This is a genomic window from Neobacillus solisequens (genome assembly GCF_051233465.1).
Taxonomy (GTDB): Bacteria; Bacillota; Bacilli; order Bacillales; family Cytobacillaceae; genus Neobacillus.
In genome coordinates this window covers 167,627-181,829 of record NZ_JBKFGJ010000014.1, presented here as the reverse complement: position 1 = coordinate 181,829, position 14,203 = coordinate 167,627, and the positions used below count along the sequence as shown (strand labels likewise).

12 protein-coding genes are annotated in these 14,203 nt (G+C 40.5%); 11 read left to right on the top strand and 1 reads right to left on the bottom strand.

Features of this window, described 5'->3' with window-relative positions:
- Nucleotides 1-6: 6 nt before the first annotated feature.
- The 3 genes from lonB to yihA all read left to right on the top strand — a co-directional run bounded on the left by lonB (nucleotide 7) and on the right by yihA (nucleotide 4,793).
- On the top strand, nucleotides 7-1,674 hold the full coding sequence (lonB, locus tag ACI3K6_RS15370) for an ATP-dependent protease LonB (protein ID WP_435555493.1): 1,668 nt from the start codon (nucleotides 7-9) through the stop codon (nucleotides 1,672-1,674).
- 213 nt (nucleotides 1,675-1,887) lie between these two features.
- Nucleotides 1,888-4,215, top strand: a complete 2,328-nt coding sequence (gene lon, locus ACI3K6_RS15365; protein ID WP_435555492.1) for an endopeptidase La — start codon at nucleotides 1,888-1,890, stop codon at nucleotides 4,213-4,215.
- The gene (yihA, locus tag ACI3K6_RS15360; protein WP_335475072.1) at nucleotides 4,212-4,793 is read left to right on the top strand and encodes a ribosome biogenesis GTP-binding protein YihA/YsxC; all 582 of its coding nucleotides are present in this window, start codon (nucleotides 4,212-4,214) and stop codon (nucleotides 4,791-4,793) included. Before lon ends, yihA begins: the two co-directional genes overlap by 4 nt.
- Before the next feature lie 38 nt (nucleotides 4,794-4,831).
- Here yihA and ACI3K6_RS15355 read toward each other — a convergent pair whose 3' ends face one another.
- Nucleotides 4,832-5,320 carry a LiaI-LiaF-like domain-containing protein gene (locus tag ACI3K6_RS15355; protein ID WP_435555491.1) on the bottom strand — a complete coding sequence of 163 codons (489 nt, stop codon included), beginning with the start codon at nucleotides 5,318-5,320 and terminating at the stop codon, nucleotides 4,832-4,834.
- A gap of 252 nt (nucleotides 5,321-5,572) precedes the next feature.
- Between ACI3K6_RS15355 and hemA the strand changes: the two genes are divergently transcribed.
- The 8 genes from hemA (at nucleotide 5,573) to ysxE (ending at nucleotide 14,191) form a co-directional block, all read left to right on the top strand.
- The gene (hemA, locus tag ACI3K6_RS15350; protein WP_435555490.1) at nucleotides 5,573-6,916 is read left to right on the top strand and encodes a glutamyl-tRNA reductase; all 1,344 of its coding nucleotides are present in this window, start codon (nucleotides 5,573-5,575) and stop codon (nucleotides 6,914-6,916) included.
- A gap of 11 nt (nucleotides 6,917-6,927) precedes the next feature.
- Nucleotides 6,928-7,761: a cytochrome C assembly family protein gene (locus ACI3K6_RS15345; protein WP_435555489.1), complete on the top strand. Its 834-nt coding sequence runs from the start codon at nucleotides 6,928-6,930 to the stop codon at nucleotides 7,759-7,761.
- 14 nt (nucleotides 7,762-7,775) lie between these two features.
- Nucleotides 7,776-8,714 (top strand): hydroxymethylbilane synthase, encoded by a 939-nt coding sequence (gene hemC / locus ACI3K6_RS15340; protein ID WP_335475065.1) that lies wholly within the window; start codon nucleotides 7,776-7,778, stop codon nucleotides 8,712-8,714.
- Nucleotides 8,708-9,487: a uroporphyrinogen-III synthase gene (locus tag ACI3K6_RS15335; RefSeq protein ID WP_435555488.1), complete on the top strand. Its 780-nt coding sequence runs from the start codon at nucleotides 8,708-8,710 to the stop codon at nucleotides 9,485-9,487. The genes hemC and ACI3K6_RS15335 overlap by 7 nt, the downstream gene beginning before the upstream one ends.
- A 16-nt stretch (nucleotides 9,488-9,503) precedes the next feature.
- Nucleotides 9,504-10,484, top strand: coding sequence for a porphobilinogen synthase (hemB, locus tag ACI3K6_RS15330; protein ID WP_435555487.1), 981 nt, complete (start codon nucleotides 9,504-9,506; stop codon nucleotides 10,482-10,484).
- A gap of 25 nt (nucleotides 10,485-10,509) precedes the next feature.
- Nucleotides 10,510-11,799 (top strand): glutamate-1-semialdehyde 2,1-aminomutase, encoded by a 1,290-nt coding sequence (gene hemL / locus ACI3K6_RS15325; protein WP_435555486.1) that lies wholly within the window; start codon nucleotides 10,510-10,512, stop codon nucleotides 11,797-11,799.
- Nucleotides 11,800-11,942: 143 nt separating this feature from the next.
- Complete coding sequence (gene spoVID, locus ACI3K6_RS15320; protein ID WP_435555485.1) at nucleotides 11,943-13,073, top strand: stage VI sporulation protein D; 1,131 nt, start codon at nucleotides 11,943-11,945, stop codon at nucleotides 13,071-13,073.
- A gap of 68 nt (nucleotides 13,074-13,141) precedes the next feature.
- On the top strand, nucleotides 13,142-14,191 hold the full coding sequence (gene ysxE, locus ACI3K6_RS15315) for a spore coat protein YsxE (RefSeq protein WP_335475055.1): 1,050 nt from the start codon (nucleotides 13,142-13,144) through the stop codon (nucleotides 14,189-14,191).
- Nucleotides 14,192-14,203: the final 12 nt, after the last annotated feature.

Sequence of the window (14,203 nt, the reverse complement as noted above, 5' to 3'; positions counted from 1 at the left end):
AAAAAAATGAGTTGGACGGGGATTGCTTTATTTATACAGTTATTCTTTGGGATTATCATTGGTCTATATTTTTGGAATTTGCTTAAAAATCAACGGACACAAAAGGTATCGATTGATCGGGAATCTCGTAAAGAAATGGAACAGCTTCGCAAAATGAGGTCGATCTCATTAACAGAACCATTATCTGAAAAAGTTCGTCCTACAAGTTTTAACGATATTGTAGGTCAGGAGGATGGGATCAAATCGTTAAAGGCAGCCTTATGTGGACCCAATCCACAGCATGTGATTATTTACGGACCACCAGGAGTTGGTAAAACGGCAGCTGCGAGATTAGTTCTGGAAGAGGCGAAAAAGAATTCGAAATCTCCCTTTAAAAAAGAATCTGTTTTTATTGAATTAGATGCAACGACAGCCCGTTTTGATGAAAGAGGTATCGCGGATCCCTTAATTGGTTCGGTTCATGATCCTATCTATCAGGGGGCGGGTGCTATGGGACAAGCAGGAATTCCCCAGCCGAAGCAAGGGGCAGTAACCAATGCCCATGGCGGTGTTCTATTTATTGATGAAATCGGTGAATTGCATCCGATTCAAATGAATAAGCTTTTAAAGGTTTTGGAGGATCGCAAGGTGTTTTTAGAAAGTGCCTATTATCATGAAGAGAATAACCAAATCCCATCTCATATTCATGATATTTTTAAAAACGGCCTGCCAGCAGATTTTCGGCTAATTGGAGCAACGACAAGAACGCCGAGTGAAATTCCACCTGCTATACGGTCACGCTGTATGGAGGTTTTCTTTCGTGATTTAAACCAGGAAGAAATCGTGGAAGTTGCCAAAAAAGCGGCGGACAAAGTCAATATGAGATTAAACGATTCAGGGGTAAGTACTTTATCTACATATGCAAGAAACGGCCGTGAAACGGTTAATATGATTCAAATTGCTGCAGGATTGGCTATTACAGAGGATCGAAATTATATCAAGGATGAAGATATTGAATGGGTCATTCATTCAAGTCAGTTGTCACCTAGAATGGAACGAATGATTTATGAAGCAGCTAAAATCGGTCTTGTAAATGGATTAGCTGTTTACGGTCCGAATTCAGGTGCCTTACTGGAAATCGAAGTTACGGTCATCCCTGCAAAAGATAAAGGGACGATAAATATTACTGGAATTGTTGAGGAAGAAAGTATTGGCGGACAAGGTAAATCGATTCGCCGGAAAAGCATGGCCAAAGGATCTATTGAAAATGTCATAACTGTTCTGCGATCAATGGGTGTACCAGCAAATGATTATGATATTCACGTCAATTTCCCTGGTGGAGTGCCAATTGACGGACCATCTGCCGGAATCGCCATGGCAACAGGAATTTACTCAGCTATCTATAAGATTCCCATTGATAATACCGTCGCGATGACTGGGGAAATAAGTATTCACGGAAACGTTAAACCAATTGGCGGGGTCTATCCAAAAGTGAAAGCAGCCAAAAAGGCTGGTGCCAAAACCGTGATTATTCCTGAGGAAAACATGCAATCTATTTTAAACGAAATTGATGGGATCAGGATTGTTCCGGTTTCACATTTACATGAGGTTTTTGATCTCGCTCTTGTTAATAACTTGAACATCAATCATGTTATACCGGCTTCCATTGAATTATCGAAAAAAGAATCGATTTAATCTGCGAAACCCACTTCGGTTTGTAAACCTGGCAAACCGGAGTTTTTCATTTTTGCCATTAAAAAGATTTCCAATATATCGAATACGAAGTAATTTTTATTGTTTGGGAATGATAAAATAGACACTTAAAAATAAATAAGATAGAATTTGTACAAAGGACCTTTTTACTGAAATTGATTGAAATTATTGTTTTTATGATGGAGGTGCAGTATTTTGGCGAAGAAGAACGAACTGATCGTCCCCCTCCTGCCGCTTCGGGGATTACTGGTATATCCGACAATGGTCCTACATTTAGATGTAGGCCGGGAAATGTCAGTGCAGGCACTCGAAAAAGCAATGGTAGATGACCATCTGATTTTTTTAACCACACAAAAAGATGTATCCATTGACGAACCTTCCGAGGATGATTTATACAAATATGGGACCCTAACGAAGGTGAAGCAAATGCTGAAGCTTCCTAACGGGACTATCAGGGTGTTAGTTGAGGGATTAAACAGGGCGGAAATTGAGACTTTTCATGAGGAAGAGGACTATTATTCCGTCAACATCATCACATATGAGGATGAAGAATCGAAGGATGTAGAAGATCAAGCATTAATGAGAACTATGCTTGACTATTTTGAACAATACATAAAGCTATCGAAAAAGATTTCAGCAGAAACTTTTGCGACTGTGTCAGACATCGAGGAACCGGGAAGAATGGCTGATTTGATAGCCTCCCACTTACCAATCAGGCTAAAGGATAAGCAGGAAATCCTTGAAACGATTGATATTAAACAGCGGATGAACCGTGTTATCGATATCATTTATAATGAAAAAGAAGTGTTAAATCTTGAAAAGAAGATTGGGCAGCGTGTAAAACGTTCAATGGAAAGAACCCAAAAGGAATACTATCTACGCGAGCAAATGAAAGCCATTCAAAAGGAATTAGGGGACAAAGAAGGGAAAACAGGAGAAATTGCTGAGTTGACCAAGAAAGTGGAAGAAGCTGGCATGCCTGAGCATGTTCATCAAGCAGCCATGAAAGAGCTTGACCGTTATGAAAAGGTTCCATCAAGCTCTGCAGAAAGTGCTGTCATTCGCAACTATATTGAATGGTTAATTTCGTTGCCTTGGTCCAAGAAAACAGAGGATGACATTGACATTCTTCGTGCTGAAAAGATCTTAAATCAGGATCATTACGGTCTTGAAAAAGTAAAGGAACGAGTTCTGGAATATTTAGCTGTACAAAAGCTTACCAATTCACTTAAAGGTCCGATCCTTTGCCTTGCCGGTCCTCCAGGGGTTGGGAAAACAAGTCTTGCCCGTTCGATTGCGACTTCGCTAAATCGTCATTTTGTCCGTGTTTCACTAGGCGGCGTTCGCGATGAATCTGAAATTCGAGGCCATCGTAGAACCTATGTCGGAGCGATGCCTGGTCGTATTATTCAAGGAATGAAAAAGGCTGGAACGATTAATCCGGTATTCTTATTGGATGAAATTGATAAAATGTCCAGTGATTTTCGCGGTGACCCATCTTCCGCTCTTTTAGAGGTTTTGGATCCTGAACAAAATCATAATTTTAGTGATCATTACATTGAAGAAACGTATGACTTATCGAAGGTCATGTTTATTGCTACTGCTAACAGTCTGGCTACCATCCCAGGACCGTTGTTAGACCGAATGGAAGTTATTTCTATAGCCGGTTATACGGAAATGGAAAAGGTTCATATCACAAGGGATCATTTGCTGCCGAAACAAATTAAGGAAAACGGTCTATCCAAGAGTACTCTTCAAGTACGGGATGATGCGATTTTAAAAACAGTTCGTTATTATACACGTGAAGCAGGGGTCCGCAGTCTTGAAAGACAAATGGCTACGCTTTGCCGAAAAACAGCGAAAATTATTGTTTCGGGTGAAAAGAAGCGGGTAGTGGTGACAGATAAAAACGTGGAAGAATTTTTAGGTAAGCCACGGTTCCGATATGGTCAGGCTGAAACGGAAGATCAGATTGGTGTAGCTACAGGACTCGCGTATACAACAGTTGGTGGCGATACTCTGCAAATTGAAGTTTCCCTGGCTCCTGGGAAAGGTAAGTTGGTTTTAACAGGAAAATTGGGCGATGTCATGAAGGAATCAGCACAGGCGGCCTTTAGTTATGTTCGCTCCAAAGCAGAAGAGCTTGGTATAGAAACAGATTTCCATGAAAAATATGATATTCATATTCATGTACCAGAAGGAGCTGTTCCAAAAGATGGACCTTCTGCTGGGATTACAATTGCAACCGCACTTGTTTCAGCGTTAACAGGAAAAGCGATTCGCCGAGAGGTAGGAATGACGGGTGAAATCACGTTGCGCGGCCGTGTCCTTCCGATTGGTGGATTGAAGGAAAAATCCCTGAGCGCTCATCGTGCAGGATTAACAAAAGTTATTTTACCAAAAGATAATGAAAAAGATATTGATGATATACCTGAAAGTGTACGAAATGAACTTGAGTTTGTTCCCGTTTCGCATGTGGATGAGGTATTGAAGCATGCTCTTTTAGAAGGGGGATCACGATGAAGGTTATCAGTTCCGAGATTATTATTAGTGCTGTAAAGCCGGAACAATATCCCGATTCAAATCTGCCGGAGTTTGCACTTGCCGGCCGTTCAAATGTAGGAAAATCCTCATTTATCAATAAGATGTTGAATCGAAAAGGCTTAGCACGGATTTCCTCTAAGCCTGGCAAGACACAAACCTTGAACTTTTTTCTGATTAATGAGGAATTATTTTTCGTTGATGTTCCTGGTTATGGGTATGCCAAAGTTTCCAAGACGGAGCGGGCAGCATGGGGAAAAATGATTGAAACCTATTTTACGACCCGTGAACAATTGAAATCATGTGTGTTAATCGTTGATTTACGCCATCCGCCTACCGAAGATGATGTGATGATGTATGACTTTTTAAAGCATTATGAAATTCCCTGCATTGTTATTGCAACAAAAGCGGATAAGATTCCTAAAGGGAAATGGCAAAAGCATTTAAAAGTGACGAAAGAAACACTGGATCTTGATCCAAATGACCAAATCATTGTTTTTTCATCGGAGACTGGTGAGGGAAAAGATAAGGCTTGGTCCGTAATAGAGAGTTATATATAATAAGGATAAACGCTTGGCAAAATAAAGATGCCAAGCGTTTATTTTTTTCTTTTTAAGAGAAAATATAGACCAACTACTATTAACAGAGCGGGCCAAAATTTCCATACGATGTTCATACCATTTTGTAATTGTCCAAGGTATCTTGCAATTGTGTCATAAAAGAGTAGGAACACTGCTATAGTCAGGAAGAGGAACGCTTGAGATAAACCGTTACTAGTTTTTTGATAGCGCAAAAAGAATCCGATGGAAAGGAGCAGCATCAACACTCCTATCGTATTTTGCGGCCAAAAAGAAACATGATTGACTAATTGATCATGCAGTCCAAACCCAGTCATAATTACTCCAGGAAGGATAGCTTCATGATCATTAGCCACAAATCCCTGACATAAAAATGCGAAACCGATAATGATTAATAAGGTTGACCAGGTAAAAAAGGATTGAAATAATGTGATGCCTGCTTGTTGAAGTAAATAATAGACACCAAATCCGATTAGGATGACTCCAGGGAACATTCGTTGATTTTTCATGACTTACACCACTTCCAGTAAGGTTTACTTGAATCTTGTCGTTTTTTTTGATACTGTACATTAGGAAGAACTATTATTATAAATTATACAGCAATAGGCGTTTTGTCCTTTATTTAATAGGCATTTACGCTAAATATATTAACACATAGTTTCGTTTTATGTTCACATTTTCCAGTATTTGTCGAAATTGTTCATGATATAATCAAACTAGTTAATACTGCTGTTATGTTAATTTGGGGGTGTCCGGATAACATGCATATTTTAGTGATCGGTCTTAACTATAGAACTGCCCCTGTGGAAATCCGTGAGCGGTTGACATTTAATGAAACCGACTTAGAGGATGCCATTAAAACTTTAAGCAACAAGAAAAGCATTCTTGAAAATATCATCCTGTCTACTTGCAATCGTACGGAAATTTATGCTGTTGTGGATCAACTGCATACAGGGCGGTACTATATAAAAGAATTTCTTTCAGAATGGTTTGGTTTGGAGCAATCCGAATTTTCACCGTTTTTATTTATATACGAAGAGGATGGAGCGGTTGAACATCTATTTAATGTTACTTGTGGCCTCAATTCAATGGTCCTTGGAGAAACGCAAATTCTTGGACAGGTTCGAACTAGCTTTATGTTGGCTCAAGAACATGAAACGACCGGGTCTGTGTTTAACCATCTATTTAAACAAGCCATCACCTTGGCTAAGCGTGCACATTCTGAAACGGAAATTGGTGCAAATGCCGTCTCAGTCAGCTATGCTGCTGTTGAATTGGCAAAGAAGATTTTTGGTTCTTTAGCCAATAAACACGTGTTAATTTTCGGTGCAGGGAAAATGGGTGAATTAGCTGTACAAAACCTGCATGGCAATGGTGTAAAACAAGTAACGGTCATTAACCGTACTTATGATAAAGCGAAAGTTCTTGCTGGCCGGTTTAATGGAGATGCCAGAACAATCGATGAACTACAACAAGCTCTTGTAGAAGCGGATATTCTCATTAGTTCTACAGGTGCTAAGGATTTCGTGATTTCCAAAGAAATGATTGCAAAAGTGGAAAAAATGCGCAGAGGAAAACCGTTATTCATGGTTGATATTGCAGTTCCACGTGACTTGGATCCGAAAATTGCGGAGCTTGAAAATGTATTTTTGTATGACATAGATGATTTAGAAGGAATAGTAGAAGCAAATCTGCAGGAACGTAAAAAAGCTGCTGAAAAAATCATGCTCATGATTGAGAAAGAAATCGTCGACTTTAAACAATGGCTTGGCATGCTCGGTGTCATTCCTGTTATTTCTGCTTTAAGAGAAAAAGCACTGGCTATTCAAGCTGAAACAATGGTTAGCTTGGAACGGAAGCTGCCTAATCTGACAGAGCGGGATGTTAAAGTACTAAATAAACACACAAAGAGTATTATCAACCAACTTCTAAAGGATCCGATTTTACAGGCTAAAGAAATGGCTGCAAGACCTGATGCTGAACAAGCGATGGATCTCTTTGTGAAGATATTTAATATTGAAGAGCTAGTCCAAGAACAACAATTGAAAGCAGCCGAAACCAATAAAATACCGGTTCATAAACCACAGGCTTCTTTCCAGTCATAAGGAGAAGTGCTATGTTCAATGTCTTTATGACAAGGCTTCATGAGCTGACAGTTGTTCTTTATGCCTTCAGTGTGTTGTTATATTTTTTCGACTTCATTCACCATAACCGGAAGGCAAACCGAATTGCCTTCTGGTTACTTGCATTTGTATGGATTTTGCAGACGGCTTTTTTGATTATCTTCATGAGCAAAACAGGCAGGTTCCCTGTTCTTACTATTTTTGAGGGACTCTATTTTTATGCTTGGGTTTTAGTAACATTATCAATTGGAATAAATCATTTTTTACGAGTAGATTTCATCGTTTTTTTCACAAATATCCTTGGCTTTACAGTCATGGCGATTCATACCTTTGCTCCTATGCAGTATCATTCCTATATCATGGCTAATCGACTTGTGTCTGAATTGCTGTTGATCCATATAACAATGGCCATTCTTTCATATGGGGCTTTTTCTCTTTCGTTTGGCTTCTCTGTTCTGTATTTGCTTCAATATGATTTATTGAAAAGAAAGAAATGGGGAACTAGATTAATAAGGCTGGCGGATTTGGAACAGCTTGAAAGACTATCTTACATAATGGCCGTAATCGGTATCCCGATGCTGCTTTTGAGTTTGATATTAGGGCTGCAATGGGCCTTCCTTAAACTCCCGGGAATGCCGTGGTATGACATGAAAATTATTGGTTCCTTTTTATTGTTAGCAGCGTATAGTACGCTTTTATATTTAAGAATTGTAAAAAATGTATCAGGTAAGAAATTGGCCATCTGGAACGCTGCATCATTTTTAATCGTATTAATCAATTTCTTCTTATTTGGACGTTTGTCATCTTTTCATTTGTGGTATTCATAACATAGGAGGCAATCATGCGAAAAATTATCGTAGGTTCAAGACGTAGCAAACTGGCATTGACACAGACAAACTGGGTGATTGATCAACTTAAGAAATTAGACCCTTCCTTCGAGTTTGAAGTGAAGGAAATCGTGACAAAAGGTGATAAAATCCTGGATGTCACACTTTCTAAAGTTGGCGGAAAAGGATTATTTGTAAAAGAAATTGAACAGGCGATGCTGAATAAAGAGATTGATATGGCTGTTCATAGCATGAAGGATATGCCAGCTGTTTTACCTGAGGGGCTGACAATAGGTTGTATTCCTTTCCGGGAAGATCACCGTGATGCCCTTATTTCACGTGACCATGTTAAGTTAAATGAGTTAAAGCCGGGTGCCATTATCGGGACAAGCAGTCTGCGCCGCAGTGCCCAGTTATTAGCGAAACGCCCTGATCTTGAAATTAAATGGATTCGCGGCAACGTGGATACTCGTTTAGCCAAGCTTGAAACGGAAGAATATGATGCGATTATTTTAGCAGCTGCAGGACTTTCCCGTCTTGGTTGGGCATCAGAGGTAGTCACTGAATTCTTGGATACGGATACATGTATCCCTGCAGTTGGCCAAGGGGCATTATCAATTGAGTGTCGTGCAGATGATAAAGAGCTACTAGACTTGTTTGAAAAATTCACCTGCAAGAAAACGGAAAGAGCTGTACGAGCAGAGCGAGCCTTCCTGCAAAAAATGGAGGGTGGCTGCCAAGTTCCGATCGCTGGTTTTGCCTATGTGGAAGAAAATGATGAAATCGTCCTAAATGTACTAGTAGCATCACCTGAAGGAAAGGAAATTTTTAAAGAGGAATTAAGAGGGCATCATCCCGAAGAGCTTGGCAATCAAGCCGCCGACCTTTTAATCGAAAAAGGAGCAAAAGCCCTGATTGAAAAAGTTGTGCGAGAGCTTGAGGGGAAATGCTAAAATCATTGCCTTTGCTTGAAAAAAAAGTGCTAGTTCCCAGAGGGGAAAATCAAGCTAAATCTTTTTCTGAGCTGATTGAAAGGTACGGAGGGACTCCCGTTGAAATCCCGTTAATCGCTTTTAGACCGATTCAATCCAACAAACGCCTTCAAGAGATCTTGGAGGCTATTGATACATATGACTGGATCATTTTCACTAGCAACACAACCGTTGAGACATTTTTCTCGTTTTTTAAAGCTGATAAACGCCTGTTACCGAAGATCGCTGTGATTGGTAAGAAGACGAAGCAGGTTCTGGTTGACAAAGGGCTTAAAGTAGATTTTGTCCCATCTGCCTATGTAGCAGAGGTGTTTGTTGACGACTTCCTGCCAACCATTCATAAAGGTGCGAGAGTGTTGATTCCTAAAGGGAATCTTGCCCGTGAATACATTTCAAACGCGCTGCTTCAAGCCGGTGCGGAAGTAGAAGAGGTTGTGATTTACGAAACCTATATGCCCGATGAAAATCGTGCCAGGTTGGCAAAGATGCTGGCGGCTGATCAATTAAATATCCTAATGTTTACTAGTCCGTCTACTGTCGATCACTTAATGAATGTAGTGAAGGAATTTCATTTATCAGAGCACCTTAAAAAGTGTATCATCAGTTGTATCGGGCCAGTTTCCGAGAAGAAATTACTTGAGTACAATCTCCCTGTACATGCCTCACCTAAGGAATACACCGTCGAGGGAATGATAAAAAGCACGATTGCTTATTTGGAACATACACAAAAATAATTTGGGGGTAAAGAGAATGGATTTGCAATTTTCACGTCACCGTCGTTTACGTTCAAGTGCCAATATGCGTGCACTAGTAAGAGAGAACCATTTAAGAGTTGACGACTTCATCTATCCATTGTTTATCATTGAAGGTGAGAATATCAGAAAAGAAGTATCATCCATGCCAGGAGTATTCCAAGTGTCCATGGACAATCTTCAAGCTGAAATGGAAGATGTGGTTGCTCACGGAATTAAATCAGTATTATTATTTGGAATTCCAGCTGAAAAGGATGAATGCGGTACTCAGGCTTTCCATGATCATGGAATTGTTCAGGTTGCAACTCGTTTTATAAAGGAAAAATTCCCTGAAATCCTCGTTGTGGCCGATACTTGTCTATGCGAATACACAAGCCATGGTCATTGTGGCATGGTGGAAGGTGACAAAATTCTAAACGACGAATCTCTTGATCTGTTGGTGAAATCAGCAATTAGCCAAGCAAAAGCTGGTGCAGATATTATTGCTCCTTCCAATATGATGGACGGATTCGTAGCAGCCATTCGAGCAGGTCTAGACGAAGCAGGATTTACGGAAATCCCGATTATGTCCTATGCTGTCAAATATGCTTCCTCGTTCTACGGCCCATTCCGTGAAGCCGCTGAGGGGGCACCGCAATTCGGGGATCGCAAAACCTATCAAATGGATCCAGCCAACCGCATTGAAGCTTTTAGAGAAGCAGAATCAGATGTTATAGAAGGCGCAGACTTCTTAATCGTTAAGCCGGGTTTACCGTATTTGGATATCATTCGTGATGTGAAAAATAACTTTAATTTGCCAGTCGTTGCGTATAACGTGAGCGGTGAATATTCGATGATTAAAGCAGCAGCATTAAATGGCTGGGTGGATGAGAAAAAGACGGTACTTGAAGCGTTAGTAGGCTTTAAACGTGCAGGAGCTGACCTCATTATCACCTACCATGCCAAAGATGCTGCCCGCTGGTTAAAAGAAGACGAATAATCATTATTGGAAATGAGGGAAGTAGATGCGTTCCTATACTAAATCAGTTGAAGCATTTAAAGAAGCAAAAAAGTTAATGCCTGGCGGTGTAAACAGCCCGGTCCGTGCGTTTAAATCAGTGAACATGGATCCGATTTTTATGGAAAAAGGAAAAGGCTCTAAAATCTATGATATTGATGGCAATGAATATATTGATTACGTTTTATCATGGGGACCTCTAATCCTTGGCCACTCTAATGACCGTGTTGTTGAAGGGATCAAGAAGGTAGCGGAGCTTGGTACAAGTTTTGGTGCACCAACATTAATGGAAAATGAATTAGCCAAGCTTGTAATCGAACGCATACCGTCCATTGAAGTGATTCGCATGGTGTCTTCTGGTACGGAAGCCACGATGAGTGCATTACGTCTTGCTAGGGGTTATACAGGCCGCAATAAGATTTTAAAGTTTGAAGGCTGTTACCACGGCCATGGTGATTCGTTGCTAATTAAAGCCGGCTCTGGGGTTGCTACGCTAGGATTGCCTGACAGCCCAGGTGTACCTGAAGGCATTGCGAAAAACACTATTACAGTGCCTTACAATGATCTTGAAGGCGTTAAAGTGGCGTTTGAAAAATATGGGGACGATATCGCCTGTATCATCGTGGAGCCTGTTGCTGGAAATATGGGGTTAGTTCCACCAATACCTGGTTTCTTGGAAGGACTGCGTGAAATTACGACTCAATACGGGGCACTGCTCATTTTTGATGAAGTCATGACGGGGTTCCGTGTCGGTTATCATTGCGCACAAGGCTATTTTAATATTACACCTGACCTAACTACTCTTGGAAAAGTTATTGGCGGAGGTTTACCAGTAGGTGCATATGGCGGTAAAGCGGAAATTATGGAACGGATTGCACCAAGTGGCCCAATCTATCAGGCAGGTACATTGTCTGGTAACCCATTGGCCATGACCGCAGGATTTGAAACCTTAAGTCAACTGACTCCAGAGCATTATCAAGAATTTATCCGTAAAGGCGACTTGCTTGAAAAAGGCATTAAAGCTGCTGCAGAAAAATATGATGTTCCAATTAGCTTTAACCGTGCCGGATCTATGATTGGCTTCTTCTTTACAAGTGAAGTTGTTACCAATTATGAAAAAGCAAAATCATCTAATTTAGAATTCTTTGCTGAATACTATCGTGTAATGGCGGAACAAGGCATTTTCTTGCCTCCTTCCCAGTTTGAAGGATTATTCCTGTCAACTGAACACTCTGATGAAGATATTGAAAAAACAATTAAAGCTGCTGAGGTTGCTTTTTCAAAACTTAAAAAATAATGTTAAGGACGTTCTCTTATGAATAAGGGGGCGTCTTTTTATTTGTGCCTAAACCTGCATTTTTATCATATTTTAAAAAACTTTTTCATAAAGTTTAAATGACATAGTGATTTTGCGTAAAGGAAACGAAAGGAGGAGTCGCTTTGTCCCAGGAGAATCAATCGTACCTTAGGTTTTCCGTGGAGGAATCATTGTGGTTTAGAAAAGGACAGGAAGTCGAAGAGCTTGTTTCCATTTCTTTAGACCCCGATATTACCATCCAGGAAAATGAACAGTACGTGACCATACGTGGTTCGCTGGAGCTTACCGGCGAATATAAAAATTGCCAGGAAACGGATGAAACCGAATCTGAGGTTGTGGCCTCACAGAAATTTGTTGAGAGGGTAGCAGAGAGGGAAGAGGGAGTTTGCGAATTTTCTCATCGCTTCCCGGTGGATATCACCATTCCTAATAATCGGATCCAAAGCGTTTATGATATCGATGTTCTGGTGGATTCCTTTGATTATTCCATCCCGGAACGGAGCTGTCTGAAACTTTCGGCAGAGTTAACCATTAGCGGCTTATATGAGGCCGAGAAACAAGAGGTGCCAGAGCAGGAATACGAGGTTCTTCACCGGGCAGGCAACGAAGCAGAGGAAGTTCCTATTGAACAGCCATCTGTTCAACCTGTCGCTAATGATCTGTTGTTTGAGGCCGAAGCAAGAAAACAGCAGGAAGAAGAAAGCCAAGAGGTATTTCCGAAATTCCCGAACTTCAATTATCAACCTCAGCAGCAAGAACCTATTCAACCGTATCGAAACCCATGGCAATTCCAGCCATATTCTCCGGAGGCTATGCAATCCCAATGGAATCAGGAACAGGGAAGGAATGAAGGGAATAAACCTGTCGAGGTGGAGCTTAAAGTAGAAGAAGGAATGGTAGTGGAGAAAGAGCCTGCGGAAATGGTTAAGGTCGAGGTAGAGGTAGAGGTTGGTGAGACTGAAGAGAGCTCATCATCGTCTTCTTCTTCCGAAGAAATTTTGGATAAAGTTAAGAAAAAGTTTATCAAAAAGAAAAGTATGACACTGACAGAGTTTTTTGCCCGTAAAGATGAAGGAGCGGCACAAGCAAAACTAAAGGTTTGCATCGTCCAAAAAGGAGATACGGTTGAAACGATTGCTGATCGATTTGATGTATCCGTACAAAATTTACTCAGAGCTAATCAACTTGACTATAATCAAGACGTCTTTGAGGGCCAGGTCCTATACATTCCGGCGGCACTAGCCAAAAAATAACTTTTTGAAAAAGATGAGCGGGTTATCATAACCTGCTCAGCTTCTTTTTTGGAAGGAAGTTGAAAAATATGAGCGACTCCAACCGGTTTGAAGCGGTTAAGCCTATTTTGGAGCAATACCAAATTGAACCCCATTTTATCGAGGATTTTGGCACCATCCAGAAGATTTATTCCACCAAAGGAACGTTTGCCTTGAAAAAAATTGATCCGATGATCGGGACTGATTTTATTCGACACGTTCATTATTTATACCAAAAGGGCTACAATCGCATCGTTCCTATTTATCCAACTATGGATGGTCGATATGCTGTATTGCATGATCAAAGCTTGTATTACTTGATGCCGTGGATGACTGATGATCAACGGGAAAATCATGATTACAAAAAACAACAGCTTTTTCGTGAGCTAGCAAGGCTTCATACCTTGTCTGCCAAAGAAATTACAGTAAATAAAGAAGAGAGATTGGAGCATTATGAAAAGACCATTCAGCAATTAGATAAAAATCAAGAATTCCTAGACGGGTTTATAGATGTTTGTGAACGTAAAACGTATATGTCGCCTTTCGAATTGTTATATTGCCTTTATTACAACGAGATCAGCCAGGCACTGCGGTTTTCAAAAGCCAAGTTCGAAGAATGGTATGAAAGTACAAAAGAAAATGAAAAAGCCCGAATGGTTGTGGTTCACGGAAAGTTGTCCTCGGATCACTTCCTCTATGATGACAGGGGCTATGGCTTTTTCATTAATTTTGAAAACGCCCGTTATGGTTCACCCATTCACGATTTGCTCCCCTATGTTTCACGGTCACTCAACACTAATCCAAAAAGGAATAATGATGTGGTGGATTGGGTCTATCACTACTATAAATACTTCCCGTTTAAATCAGATGAAAAGCAGTTATTCTTCAGTTATCTATCTTATCCCATCCCGATCATCCAGGTGGCGGAAAAATACTTTCGAAAGAAGAATCCAAAAAATGAGCTAAAATTTATTCGTCAACTTCAAAGCCGCTATTGGCACTTAAAGAATACCGAGTTTGTCGTGATGCGGATGACAGAAATTGAGGCTGCACAGCAACAGGCAGCCCAACAAACAAAAGAAGGAGCCCAGCAGTCTTAATACAGCTGCTTA